Source organism: Nonomuraea sp. NPDC052634 (assembly GCF_040678535.1).
Taxonomy (GTDB): domain Bacteria; phylum Actinomycetota; class Actinomycetes; order Streptosporangiales; family Streptosporangiaceae; genus Nonomuraea; species Nonomuraea fastidiosa.
Genome location: NZ_JBFATY010000010.1, coordinates 163,867 through 176,087 on the forward strand (window position 1 = coordinate 163,867; position 12,221 = coordinate 176,087).

The 12,221-nt window shown below is 70.7% G+C and carries 14 protein-coding genes and 1 pseudogene; 11 read left to right on the forward strand and 4 right to left on the reverse strand.

Annotation, left to right across the window (positions count from 1 at the left end; genetic code table 11):
- The first annotated feature begins 152 nt into the window (after window positions 1-152).
- Window positions 153-1,103, forward strand: coding sequence for a teichoic acid biosynthesis protein C (locus AB0K67_RS32515; RefSeq protein WP_364067937.1), 951 nt, complete (start codon window positions 153-155; stop codon window positions 1,101-1,103).
- A gap of 123 nt (window positions 1,104-1,226) precedes the next feature.
- On the opposite strand, the gene AB0K67_RS32520 is transcribed toward AB0K67_RS32515, so the two are convergent.
- Window positions 1,227-1,601 carry a helix-turn-helix domain-containing protein gene (locus tag AB0K67_RS32520; protein WP_364067939.1) on the reverse strand — a complete coding sequence of 125 codons (375 nt, stop codon included), beginning with the start codon at window positions 1,599-1,601 and terminating at the stop codon, window positions 1,227-1,229.
- Between the two features lie 102 nt (window positions 1,602-1,703).
- Here AB0K67_RS32520 and AB0K67_RS32525 point away from each other — a divergent pair, with 102 nt between their 5' ends.
- The 4 genes from AB0K67_RS32525 (at window position 1,704) to AB0K67_RS32540 (ending at window position 4,938) form a co-directional block, all read left to right on the forward strand.
- Complete coding sequence (locus AB0K67_RS32525; RefSeq protein ID WP_364067941.1) at window positions 1,704-2,306, forward strand: LLM class flavin-dependent oxidoreductase; 603 nt, start codon at window positions 1,704-1,706, stop codon at window positions 2,304-2,306.
- Window positions 2,307-2,332: 26 nt separating this feature from the next.
- Window positions 2,333-3,346 carry an NADPH:quinone reductase gene (locus AB0K67_RS32530; RefSeq protein ID WP_364067943.1) on the forward strand — a complete coding sequence of 338 codons (1,014 nt, stop codon included), beginning with the start codon at window positions 2,333-2,335 and terminating at the stop codon, window positions 3,344-3,346.
- Between the two features lie 229 nt (window positions 3,347-3,575).
- Window positions 3,576-3,977, forward strand: a complete 402-nt coding sequence (locus AB0K67_RS32535; RefSeq protein WP_364067945.1) for a hypothetical protein — start codon at window positions 3,576-3,578, stop codon at window positions 3,975-3,977.
- Between the two features lie 10 nt (window positions 3,978-3,987).
- Window positions 3,988-4,938 (forward strand): hypothetical protein, encoded by a 951-nt coding sequence (locus AB0K67_RS32540; protein ID WP_364067946.1) that lies wholly within the window; start codon window positions 3,988-3,990, stop codon window positions 4,936-4,938.
- 165 nt (window positions 4,939-5,103) lie between these two features.
- Here the strand turns inward: AB0K67_RS32540 and AB0K67_RS32545 are convergent, their stop codons facing one another.
- The 3 genes from AB0K67_RS32545 to AB0K67_RS32555 form a co-directional block, all read right to left on the reverse strand.
- Complete coding sequence (locus AB0K67_RS32545; RefSeq protein ID WP_364067947.1) at window positions 5,104-5,412, reverse strand: YbaB/EbfC family nucleoid-associated protein; 309 nt, start codon at window positions 5,410-5,412, stop codon at window positions 5,104-5,106.
- A 215-nt stretch (window positions 5,413-5,627) separates the two neighbouring features.
- Window positions 5,628-6,884 (reverse strand): FAD-dependent oxidoreductase, encoded by a 1,257-nt coding sequence (locus AB0K67_RS32550; RefSeq protein ID WP_364068052.1) that lies wholly within the window; start codon window positions 6,882-6,884, stop codon window positions 5,628-5,630.
- The gene (locus AB0K67_RS32555; RefSeq protein ID WP_364067948.1) at window positions 6,881-7,429 is read right to left on the reverse strand and encodes an OsmC family protein; all 549 of its coding nucleotides are present in this window, start codon (window positions 7,427-7,429) and stop codon (window positions 6,881-6,883) included. The genes AB0K67_RS32550 and AB0K67_RS32555 overlap by 4 nt, the downstream gene beginning before the upstream one ends.
- A 79-nt stretch (window positions 7,430-7,508) precedes the next feature.
- Between AB0K67_RS32555 and AB0K67_RS32560 the strand changes: the two genes are divergently transcribed.
- The 6 genes and pseudogenes from AB0K67_RS32560 to AB0K67_RS32585 all read left to right on the forward strand — a co-directional run bounded on the left by AB0K67_RS32560 (window position 7,509) and on the right by AB0K67_RS32585 (window position 12,217).
- Window positions 7,509-8,729: a homoserine O-acetyltransferase gene (locus AB0K67_RS32560; RefSeq protein WP_364067949.1), complete on the forward strand. Its 1,221-nt coding sequence runs from the start codon at window positions 7,509-7,511 to the stop codon at window positions 8,727-8,729.
- The gene (locus tag AB0K67_RS32565) at window positions 8,726-10,084 is read left to right on the forward strand and encodes an O-acetylhomoserine aminocarboxypropyltransferase/cysteine synthase family protein (RefSeq protein ID WP_364067950.1); all 1,359 of its coding nucleotides are present in this window, start codon (window positions 8,726-8,728) and stop codon (window positions 10,082-10,084) included. Before AB0K67_RS32560 ends, AB0K67_RS32565 begins: the two co-directional genes overlap by 4 nt.
- Window positions 10,081-10,563, forward strand: coding sequence for a CoA-binding protein (locus AB0K67_RS32570; RefSeq protein ID WP_364067951.1), 483 nt, complete (start codon window positions 10,081-10,083; stop codon window positions 10,561-10,563). Before AB0K67_RS32565 ends, AB0K67_RS32570 begins: the two co-directional genes overlap by 4 nt.
- Before the next feature lie 93 nt (window positions 10,564-10,656).
- On the forward strand, window positions 10,657-11,424 hold the full coding sequence (locus tag AB0K67_RS32575) for a DUF899 family protein (protein ID WP_364067952.1): 768 nt from the start codon (window positions 10,657-10,659) through the stop codon (window positions 11,422-11,424).
- A 21-nt stretch (window positions 11,425-11,445) separates the two neighbouring features.
- Window positions 11,446-11,577, forward strand: a pseudogene (locus tag AB0K67_RS32580) (S-adenosylmethionine--2-demethylmenaquinone methyltransferase); the annotation flags it as partial.
- A 424-nt stretch (window positions 11,578-12,001) separates the two neighbouring features.
- Window positions 12,002-12,217, forward strand: coding sequence for a hypothetical protein (locus AB0K67_RS32585; protein WP_364067953.1), 216 nt, complete (start codon window positions 12,002-12,004; stop codon window positions 12,215-12,217).
- Window positions 12,218-12,221 lie beyond the last annotated feature (4 nt).

Sequence of the window (12,221 nt, forward strand, 5' to 3'; positions counted from 1 at the left end):
TCCGGATCACCCGGTACGGCGGATTATGTCGGTGATGTTACGGCAGTAACACAAGACCCTCGCCTACCTGACACCCCGGTGTTAACCTGACGGCGCGCCTTACCCCCAAGTGCGCGCCCAGCCTGGGCTGTTGAGGAAGGTGACCGCCACGCATGCTTCCTGTAAACGTTTCCCGCAGGCACCTGTTCACCATCGGCGCAGGAGCGGCGGCCGCCGCCGCGCTGGCGGCCGAGCCCGCCGCGGCCGCCGAAGGCCGATTCCAGCTCACCGCCCCATCGACCTCGCTCATCTGGAAGAAGCCGCTGTATGACGAGACCGTCATGCAGTCCTTCGCCTTCGACAACCGCAACGGCCACATCTACACGCTCCAGGTGAAGAACGGCTCCGGCTCCAACGCGGCCGGTGACCTCTGCCTGACCAAGCTCAGCCTGTCCGGCTCGATCCTCGGTCACATGTACCTCATGGGCTTCGGCCACGGCGTGCAGTTCGGCGTCGAGCCGTCGGGCTCGAGCGCGTACATGTGGACGGAGACCGACGGCGTCAGCGACGGCGACAGCTCGCGCGGCACCAGGCTGGCGCGGTTCAAGTTCGTCAACGGGCAGACGCTCACCACGTCGTCGTCGGCGCTCACCAAGCACACGCCGATCCCCGGCGTGCGCAACGTCACCTGCACGATCGACCCGTCGACCAACCGGCTGGTCATGCGCTACTACGACGGCAGCACCTTCCATTTCGCGGCCTACAACCTGGCGGACGTCAAGGCGGGCAGTTACGAGCCGATCTTCCACATCGCCCAGCCGTCCGGGCTCGGCACCTTCCAGGGGTACGCCGCGTACGGCAACTTCGTCTACTTCCTGACCGGCACCGCCTACAGCGACGACAATCCCCCGCCGGGCAACACCTACATCACCTGCCTCGACCTGCGCACCGGCGCCCAGGTGCAGCGGGCCCGCACCGAGGCCGGCCGGTCGCTGGACTTCCGCGAGCCCGAGGGCATGGGCATCCAGATCGCGAGCGGTCAGCCGCGCCTGTGCCTGGGCCTCGCCTCGGGCGTGGCGGGGGCCCGGCTGGCCAGCATCTTCTACAAGAGCCAGATGATCTGACCCGTTCGCCGGTGAGGGCCGGGCGTGACCGGCCCTCACTCCGGTGGGTCCGTGCCCTCACCCCGGCCAGTCCACGCCCTCACCCCGGTCAGTCCACGCCCTCACCCCGGCCAGTCCACGCCCTTACTCCGGTGGGTCCGTGCCGACGTCCGGCCACCGCTGGAGGTAATCCGCGATGGGGCGGATCGCGGCGAGCAGGTCGGTGCCGCGCGGCGTGAGCCGGTAGCGCACCGAGACCGGGGTCGTGGGGATGACCGTGCGCTCGACCAGCTTGGCGGTTTCGAGCTGCTTGAGCCGGACGGTGAGCATGCGCGCGGAGATGCCGTCGACCGACGCGGCGATCTCGGTGAACCGCTCGGCGCCCCTGGCCAGCGCGAGCAGTACGCCGGGGGCCCAGCGCTGCCCGACGACCTCGATCGCGCGACCGGCGCGGCGGCACTCGGCCTCGTCGCTGTGGTCCCACAGGGTGCGCGGCGCGTACGTTCTCGGGATGGTCACTTACCCAGCGTAAGTCGGTTCCCAGAAATCTGCGTACTTACTTTTCGTAAGTCGGTTACCGGGCGTTTGTGCGGTCTCGCGGGCGTCGGCAAGCCTTGAGCCATGCCCGACTACGGTCACGAGCTGCGCTCCGGCAGCTTCGTCACACCCATCGCCGACCGGCCGCAAGCGCACGACATCCCCATCTGGCTGGGCGCGTTCAAGCCGCGCATGCAGCGCGTCATCGGCCGCAAGGGCGACGGGTGGCTGCCCAGCCTGCCCCGGCTCGAGCCGGGCGGCCTCGCCCGCGGCAACCGCGTCATCGGCGAGGCCGCCACCCGGGCGGGCCGCGACCCGCGCGCCATCACCCGCCTGCTCAACGTCACCCCCGCCGACAAGGCCGAGGACCTCGCCAGGCTCGCCGTCGAAGACGGGGTGCGCGTGTTCATCGTCGCCAGTGACGATCCGGACGAGCTGCGCCGGTTCGCCCGCGAGATCGCCCCCGAGATCCGCGAACGCGTCGCCGAGGCCCGCGCGGAGGACGGCGGCGGCCGGGCCGCCACATTCGACGGCGCGTACCTGAGCTGCGAGACCGACACCGGACCGCAGGCCCTGGCCCGCGCCTTCCCGCCCGGCCACCTGCGGCGGCTGCGGGAGCTCAAGCGCCGCTGGGACCCGACCGGCCTGTTCCGCGACAACTTCCCCATCGACCCTGCGGGCTCCTGACCCGCCACATCCCCGAGGAGAGACAGATGAGAGCCATCCTGTACCGCGAGATCGGCGACCCGTCCGTGCTGAAGCTCATCGAGCGCGACGTGCCCGAGCCGGGGCCCGGCGAGGTCCGGGTACGCGTGCTCACCTCCGGCGTCAACCCCACCGACTGGCGGTCGCGCTCCACGCCCGGCTGGCCGATGCAGTACCCCGAGGTCATCCCGCACCACGACGGCGCCGGCGTGATCGACGCGGTCGGCCCCGATGTCGAGACGTTCGCGCCCGGCGACCGGGTGTGGGTGATGGCGGCGAGCTTCGGCCACCTCACCGGGACCGCGCAGGAGTACACCGTGCTGCCCGTCTCCAAGGTGCGGCCGCTTCCGGACGACGCCTCGTACGAGCTGGGCGCGGCGCTGGGAGTGCCCGCGCTCACCGCGCACCGGGCGCTCACCGTCGCCGAGAACGGGCCGCGCCGCCTGGCCCCGAAGGCGCTGGACGGCCGCACCGTGCTGGTGGCGGGCGGCGCGGGCGCCGTCGGGAACGCCGCGATCCAGCTCGCCCGCTGGGCCGGGGCCACCGTGATCAGCACGGTCAGCGGCCCCGGGAAGGCGGCGCTGGCCACGGCCGCCGGCGCGCACCACGTGGTCAACTACCGCGAGGGCGACCCGGTGGCCGGGATCCGCGCGGCGGCCCCCGAGGGCGTGGACATCGTCGTCGAGGTCGCCATCGCCCACAACAAGGACCTCGACCTCGCGGTCATCAAGAACGGCGCCACGATCGCGGTCTACGCCGACGACCGGCCCACGATCGAGCTGGACATCCTCAGCAACCTCCGGCTCGACGTCCGCTACCAGTTCCTGATCCTCTTCACCGACTTCGCGCGGATGGCCGCCGCGGCGGACGACGTCACCGCGGCGCTGCGGGACGGCGCGTTCGGCGCGGGCGAGGAGCACGGCCTGCCCATCCACCGCTTCCCGCTGTCCGAGACGGGCGCGGCCCAGGACGCCGTCCAGATGGGCGCGGTGGGCAAGGTGATCGTCGACCCCACCGCCTGACGTCTGGGTGGTGTCCGCGCGCCGCCTTCGCCCGTACCGGTCCCGCCGAGCGGCAGTGCGGCAAGGCGAGCGGTGGCGGCGCCCCGGCTTACCGCCCCCAAGCGCACACCGGAAATATCATCATTCGTCCCGTTCGCACCTTCGCCTACGCAACGGCAACCGAATGGTCATCTGGTCGAAATGAACGGTGCAGAGACTGGCCACCCAGGCGTCACGCGGGAGGAGTCACGTGAGAATCGATCACTTGGTCATGCGCAACAGCGGGCTGGAGATCCACGACGGAGCGATCGAGTTCGCCATGGCCGTGAGCCGGACCCGGGGGGACCTCGAGCCGCTGCTCCCCTATTTCGGCAACCCCGACAGTGACGAGGCCGCGCGCATCTTCCGCCACGGCACGGAGGGCCACCCCGGATTCGACAACGCCCTGGAGGACCTGGACCAGGCGCTGCGCAACCTGGCGGAGTCGTACAAGGCGATCGGGCAGGGCGTCGTGGCGATGAGCACGAACGTCAAGGCGGCCGAGTGGGCCAGCATGATCGACAAGAACGCGTACCTGAAGAACCTCATCGAGTTCGCCCACCGCGGCGACGATGAGATCCCCGTGCCGTCCACCCCCGTCGAGCGAGACTGAGGAGCGGCACGTGCCCATCGGGCTCGCGACCAAGGTCGCCCTCGGCGGCATGGCGGGCGCCGGCGCCGCCGGCATCCTGGCGCCCGAGTTCCTGTTCGGCATCTCCTACCTGGAGGGCGACCCCCAGAAGATCAGTGAGGCCGCCGACATCCTCGACGAGATCGCCGACGCCATCGACAAGCAGTTCCGCGCGGCGAGCGAAGAGGCCGCCAAGGTGTGGAGTGCGAACGGCGGCCCCGCCGTCGAGGAGTTCACGAGGTTCTGGAACGAGGACTTCGGTCCGGCCGTCATGGCGGTCTCGCTCAAGTACCGCCGGGCCGCCAACGCCTGCCGCGCCTATGCCGACGTCATCGAGAAGGTCAACCACGCGCTCAGGGTGCTGTGCTACATCCTCACGGTGGACATGATGTACACCATCGGCTACCAGGTGGTCACCTGGAAGCTGTTCCAGGCGATCATGAAGCGGCAGGCGCTGCTGCTCATGTTCACGGCGAAGCGGTTCGTCACCATGTTGCTGCCGGCGTTCGCGTACTGGGTGGCCGACAGCGCCCTCTACGCCTCGGGCGAGGTGCTGCTGCCCCTGGGCATCAACAAGCTGGGCGGCATCAAGACCGACATGTCGGGCAACGAGGTGCAGTCGCTCGACCACAACCTCCGGACGTTCCGCGAGAACTTCGTGGCCAACATGGTCTTCGACGGGGTGGTGGACGGCGGCGCCGCGCTGATGGCCAAGGTGCCCGGGCTGCGCGCCGTGGCCACCAACGTGGAGCTGCCGAACGGCGTGACGCTCAACACCGGCAACTTCCTGCCCCGCCTGACGGCCTCGACCGCGTACTCGATGACGCTGGACGTCCAGCACGGCGACAACCCGCTGCCGGGCACCGAGCACGGGCTGACCAAGGAGGACATGTACCAGAAGTTCATCGTGCACGGCACCCGCAGCCTCATCCCGCGCCTGTGACGCGCCGGCCTGCCGCACCTTCGACGCCGGGACGCCGGCCTCATCGCCGGGCGCGGGTCCTGCACTGCCCGGGTCGCGGGCCTACGCCACTCGGGTGCGGGACCTTCGCCACCGGGCGCGGGCCGCGCTCGTCGGCGCGGGTCCCGCGTCACCGGTGCCGGCGGGTCACAGGTAGGGGCGGGTCACCTCCATGAGGCGGCGGGCCGCGTCCTCCGTCGCCCGCCGCGACGCGTCCAGGATCACGTCGGCCAGCTCCTGCGAGCCCATCCGCATCGCGCGCGGGTCGATGTGCAGGCCGGTCAGCTGGCCCGTCGCGGTGACGCGCACGCGGACCTTGCCGTCACGACTCGCCGCCTCGCCGGTGACCTCGCCGACCTGGGCCATGACGTCGGAGAACTCGCGGGAGTTCGCCCGGAACTCCGCCATGACCCGGTCGAGCTCGAGGTCGCCGGTCCGTAGATCACGTTCTGCCATCCCGCATTATTTACAGATCACCCATATAGGTGGCAATGGGTAAAAATCGGGATATAGCGGGTGTGAGGGTGGACGTCCCCGACGCACGGGCACAGACCCCACGGTCGGCCCCGTCACGGCCGCCCGGCCCCGTCACGGCCCCGTCACGGCCGCCCGGTCACGGCCGGCCCCGTCACGGCCCCGTCACGGGGCGCCCCCATCACGAGGCGCCTCCGTCACAGCCGTCCGGCCAGGTGGTCGGCGAGATGGGCGATCACCTCGCGGGCGTCGTCCTCGATCCCGTTGATGAACGTGGACCTGCGCCGCCGCAGCACCGGCAGGCCGAGCGCGTACATCCCCGGACTGTCCACCACCCCGCCGTCGTGACGCAGGTGACCCTTCTCGTCGAGCACCGGCACGTCGAGCCACCGGTAGTCCGGCCGGAAACCGGTCGCCCAGATGATCGTGCTGAACTCGCCGCTGCCGAGGTCGATCTGCCAGCGAGCCGACGCGGGCACCCGGGTCGGCTCGAACCGCTCGACCGGCCCCACCTCGCCGTCGCGGCCGCTCTCGCGCGCCCATTCGTCGAACGTGCCGAGCAGCCGGTTCATCTTCAGGTCGGCGAGCGAGAACACGTTGCGCAGGCCGCCGGAGAACAGCGCCTTGCCATCGCGTACCGCGGCCCAGCGACCCACGAGTTCGACGCCCATGTCGGTGAGCGCGTTGAGGTCGAGCGTGGCCCGCTCGGGCGTGCCCACGAGCTGCGGCGACGGCAGCCGCCGCGCCCTGGTCAGGTCGTCGAGCTCGTCGTAGCGCTGGTCCCATACGCCGGAGGCGTCCATCCACCACAGCACGTCGCGCCCGCGGTAGGTGCGGGGCAGCCGGACGTGCTCGCCCACCGAGAGCGTCACCGGCCTGCCGGAGGCGCGGACCTCGGCGGCCAGCTGCACGCCGGTCGCCGAGGCGCCCACGACGAGCACGCCCCCGTCGGGCAGCCGGCCGGGCTCGCGGTACTCGTACGGGGTGATCTGACGCACCCCCGCCGGCACCGCCTCGCTGAAGGACGGCACCGACGGCAGGTTGCAGGCACCGCTGGCGATCACCACCGTGCGGCAGGCGATCTCCCCGCGGTCCGTGGTCACGTGGTAGCCGTCGCCGGAGCGACGTACGGACGTGACGGTCGTCCCGGTGCGCACGGGCGCTCCGGCAAGCGCGGCGAAGCGCTCGATGAACTGCGTCACTTCCTTCGTGGTCATGTAGCCGTCGGGGTCGGGCCCGTCGTAGGCCAGGCCCGGCAGGCGGCTCTGCCAGTTGGGAGTGAGCAGCCGGAAAGAGTCCCATCGCTCGCGCCGCCAGGAGTTGGCGACCTCGCCGCGCTCTATGACCACGTGATCGATCGAGCGCGCGCCCAGGAAGCAGGAGGCGGCGAGGCCGGCGTGCCCCGCGCCGATGACGACCGTCGTGACCCGTTCGATGATGGCCGGCTCCCTCAGGCGACTTCGACGGTGACGTTCGTCGGGTTGGTGAGGGCGTCGAACACGGCCGAGCGCTTCTGCGACTGGGCGACCAGGGCCTCGATGTCCTCGCGGGAGGCGTCGGCGTCGATGTTGAACGTCACCTTGATGTCGTTGAAGCCGTTGCGCACGTCGCTGTCGGCGCCGAGGATGCCGCGGATGTCGTGGGTGCCTTCGAGCTTGGCCTCGACCGAGCGGAGCTGGATGCCGCGGTTCTGCGCCACGGAGGCGACGCCGGCCGTCAGGCAGCTCGCCAGGCCGACGAGCAGGTACTCGATCGGGGTGATGCCGTTGTCCTCGGCCGCGAAGACCTCGGGGTGGTCGGCGTCGAAGACGGACTCCTTACGGTGGGCGCGCTCCTCGCCGAGACCGTAGAACTCCTTCACGGTGATCGTGCTGTGCACGCCGTTCTGCCACTTCGAGGTGGCCTTCCAGACGAACTGGGCGGCCTCGGGCGCGCCCTTCAACGCGTCGCGCGCCTCAAGGAGTGCCTGCACGTTGACACCGTTGCTGACCGTGGTCATACCTTCGCCCTTCCAGCAGTTCCCGGTTTTCCGGTAGGTATTTGACCATATACCTGGCGTGGCGGCTAGCATAAGCGTCATGTCGCAGCCAGCAAGGACGCCCGCGACCGGCCAGGCCGGCTCCGTGGGCGTCGTCGAGACGCACTATCTCGACCTGCCGGACCCCGTACGGCTCGACTGCGGCACACAGCTGCACCCCGTGCGGGTGGCCTACGAGACCTATGGAACGCTCTCCCCCGAGCGCGACAACGTCATCCTCGTCTGCCACGCGCTCAGCGGCGACGCCCACGCGGCCGGCATCGCCAAGGCGCCGCCCGAGGCGGGCACCCGCGACGGGTTCGGCGCCGAGGAGCGCGACGGCGCGAGCGCCAAGGCACTCGGCTGGTGGGACGGCATGATCGGCCCCGGCAAGGCGTTCGACACCGACCGCTACTTTGTGGTCTCCACCAACCTGCTCGGCGGCTGCCGCGGCACCACGGGCCCGTCCTCCATCGACCCGGCCACCGGCCGCCCGTACGGCTCCGGCTTCCCCGTCATCACGGTCGGCGACATGGTCCGCACCCAGCGGGCCTTCCTCGACGCGCTCGGCATCGAGCGGCTCGCCGCGGTGGCCGGCGGCTCGCTCGGCGGCATGCAGGCGCTCGAATGGGCGGTCAGCTATCCCGACCAGGTCGACTCCATCGTGGTCATCGCCAGCACCCACGCGCTGCACCCGCAGGGCGTCGCATGGAACGCGATCGCCCGCGAGTCGATCATGCGCGACCCGGCCTGGCAGGGCGGCCACTACTACGGCACCGGCCGCGCCCCCGACGCCGGCATGGGCGTCGGACGCATGGTCGGCCACATCACCTACCTGTCGGGGCCCGCGCTTGAGAACAAGTTCGGCCGGCGGCTGCAGTTCTCCGACGACCTGCGCTACACGATCACCGAGCCCGAGTTCGAGGTGGAGAGCTACCTCCGCCACCAGGCCGACTCCTTCGTCAAGCGCTTCGACGCCAACACCTACCTGTACATCTCGCGCGCGCTGACGTACTTCGACCTCGCGCGCCAGCACGGCGGCGGCTCACTCGAACGCGCGCTGGAGCACGTGCGCGCGCGGACGCTGCTGATCGCCTTCAGCTCCGACTGGCTCTACCCGCCGTCGGCGTCCCAGGACATCGAGCAGGCGCTGCGCTCCCTGGGCAAACCGGTAGAGTTCGAAGTGATCGACGCGCCGTACGGCCACGATTGCTTCCTGCTGGAAGAAGCGCGACAGACGCCCATCATCCGCCGGTTCCTTGCCCGTGGCGGGGCCGGGTGAACGTCGAGGAAGAGGCCCTGGTGACCGAGCAACACCCCCGTCAAGAGCAGGCCCGCGCGTTCGGGTTCGAGACCCGGCAGCTGCACGCCGGGCAGCGGCCCGATCCCAACACCGGAGCGCGTGCCGTACCGATTTTCCAGACCACCAGCTACGTCTTCGAGGACCCCGAGTCCGCCGCGGCGTACTTCAACCTCCAGGAGTACGGCAACACCTACTCCCGGATCATGAACCCGACGGTCGCCGTGCTGGAGGAGCGGGTGGCCAACCTGGAGGGCGGCAGCGGCGCGGTGGCCTTCGCCAGCGGCATCGCCGCCCAGGCGGCCGCCCTGTTCACGCTGCTGCAGCCCGGCGACCACGTGGTGTCCTCATCGGCCCTGTACGGCGGCACCGTCAACCAGCTCAAGCACCTGCTGCGCAAGATGAACGTCGAGCTGAGCTGGGTCGATCCCGACGACCCCGACGCCTGGCGCACGGCGGTGCGCCCCAACACCAAGGCGTTCTTCGCCGAGACGATCGGCAACCCGGCGGGCAACGTGCTCGACATCGAGACCGTGGCCGGCATCGCCCACGAGCACGAGCTGCCGCTGATCGTGGACAACACGTTCGCCACGCCGTACCTGTGCCGGCCGATCGAGTGGGGCGCCGACATCGTGGTCCACTCGGCGACCAAGTTCATCGGCGGCCACGGCACCAGCATCGGCGGCGTGGTCGTCGAGGCCGGCACGTTCGACTGGTCCAACGGCCGCTTCCCGGTGGTCGCCGACCCGTCACCCGCCTACCACGGGCTGCGCTTCCACGAGACGTTCGGCATGTACGGCTACCTGATGAAGCTGCGCGCCGAGACGCTGCGCGACCTGGGCGCGGCGATGTCGCCGTTCAACGCCTTCCTGTTCCTGCAGGGCCTGGAGACGCTGTCGCTGCGGATGGAGCGGCACGTCGAGAACGCGCTCGCGGTCGCCGAGTTCCTCGACGGGCACGAGCTGGCCTGTAAGGTCACCTACCCGGGCCTGCCGAGCAGCCCGTACAAGCCGCTGGTCGACAAATACCTGCCGCGCGGCGCGGGCGCGGTGTTCTCCTTCGACTGCGCGGGCGGCCGGGCCGGCGGGCAGGGCCTCATCAGCGGCCTGACGCTCTGGTCCCACCTCGCCAACGTGGGCGACGCCAAGAGCCTGGTCATCCACCCCGCGAGCACGACTCACCGCCAGCTCAGCGACGACGAGCTGACCGCCGCCGGCGTCGGTCCCGGCACGGTGCGGCTGTCGGTCGGCACCGAGTCGGTCGCCGACCTCATCTGGGACCTCGAGCAGGGCTTCGCCCGCGTCGCCGCGACGATCGGCAAGGAGGAGACGGCATGACCGACCTCGCGCGCTACCAGGACCCGCTGACGATCCAGCGGGTGCTGCACGCCACCCGCACGATCGCGATCGTCGGCCTGTCCGGCAACGAGCTGCGGCCCAGCAACTTCGTCGGCTACTACCTCAAGCGCCACGGCTACCAGGTCATCCCGGTCAACCCGCGCGAGAAGGAGATCCTCGGCGAGACCAGCTACCCGAGCCTGTCCGACGTGCCGGTGCCGATCGACCTCGTCGACGTCTTCCGCGCGCCCGACGCCCTGCCCGGCATCGCCCGCGAGGCCGTGGAGGTCAAGGCGGGGGCGCTGTGGTGCCAGTTCGGGGTGATCAACGAGGAGGGCGCGCGGATCGCCGAGGACGCCGGCCTGCCCGTGATCATGGACAGGTGCCTGAAGGTCGAGCACGCCCGCTACGTCGGGCGCATGCACTGGCTCGGCTTCAACACCCAGCGCATCACGTCCGTGCGGTCGGGGCTGCAGTAGCCGGTCCGGGCTCCGATGAGTTTCCCGCGGGTCTCTGGTCTGTCCAGGTGCGGGTAGGAGGCTCCTACCTGGACACACATACCGGAGGACACCGTGACCACCACGCCCGGCGGCACCGGCCGCCCGCCCATCGTCGATCTGGCCACCTGGCAGGCCGCCCGCGACGAGCTGTTGCTCCGCGAGAAGGCCCACACCCGCGAGGGCGACGCCATCGCCGCCGCCCGCCGCAGGCTGCCGATGGTGGAGTTCGACGGTTCCGTGGAGGTGACCGGGCCCGACGGCCCGGTCCCGTTCATCGAGCTGTTCCAGGGGCGCGACGAGCTCATCGTCTACAAGCACATGTGGTACGACGGCGCGCCGCCGCAGGGCCAGTGCGAGGGCTGCACCACCACGGCCTGGCACCTGCGGGACGCCGTCTACCTCAACGCGCGCGGCGTCTCCTTCGCCATCGTGACCACCGGCGCGTGGGACGAGGTCGCCGAGTACGTCGCGTTCATGGGCTACACCCAGCCCTGGTACTCCGTGCGCGACATCGAAGGCCCTGCCGGCGGGCCGATGGGCTACCTCACCAGCTACCTGCGCGACGGCGACCGCACCTTTCTCACCTACTCCACGACCGGCCGCGGCACCGAACCGGCCAACCCGACCATGGCGCTGCTCGACATGACGCCGTACGGGCGCGGCGAGACCTGGGAGGACAAGCCCGACGGCTGGCCCGAGGGGCGGCACGCCTGCTGGTACTGGCGCACGGACGCCGACGGGAACTCCACGTGGGGCCCCACCAGCCGCCCCACCGCGCAGTGGACCCGCCCCGGCGCCACCCCCGTCACCACCCTCGGCCGCCACGGCACCTACCACTGACCCTCGCCGGCCGCGCCATCCGGCGGGCGCCGCGCCTTCTCCGGCCGGATCGTGACCGTGCGCTGCCACGAGGCCAACGCCCTGCTCAAGTCCGTGCTGTCGGAGCCCGGTGAGGGGCGCGTGCTGGTGGTGGACGGCGGCGCCAGCTTCCGGCCAGGGGCCGAGCTGTTCTCCGACGACGACGGCATCCTGGTGACGCGAGGTTGAGCGCCCCGGCCTTTACAACGTAGATCACCGAATGTGCCGACCGGGCCCGTTGCGGCGGGCAGGGCCATCGAGCCTTCCACGGCCGCCCGGCGCGGCGAGCCGGCCGCGGCGGCGGCGGCCATCAGCGTGACGGCACCATACGCGGCGCTCCGGCGGGCGGGCTCACCGCACGACGCTCGGGGAACAGCGCGTCACAATTCGGCAGAGTTACGGGGCAAAACCCCCATTTCGGGGCATTCTCCCAGCGTTTTTTGTGGTCCGAGTGATAGAAGTTTCCGAAGTGCCGAGACGCCGATTCGTTCGAGGTTCATGGTCGGACGGCGGCGCAAGATCGTGATGGCCCGGCTTGTGCAGGACATGGGAGGTGCCGGTGACGGAGGAGCGGCAGGGCGCCATCGCCGAACCGGTGATGGAGCGGCGGATGTCGGCCCGGCCCGCGACCGGCGAGGAGGCCGGCCGGAGCCTGCCACGGCGAACGGGGGAAACACTGGACGCCGCTGACCGGTTGCGCGCCGCGATCGACAGCACGTTGCAGACGGACGCCGACATCCGGCACGGCCTGACCCGAATGACGCGGGAAGTCTGAACGG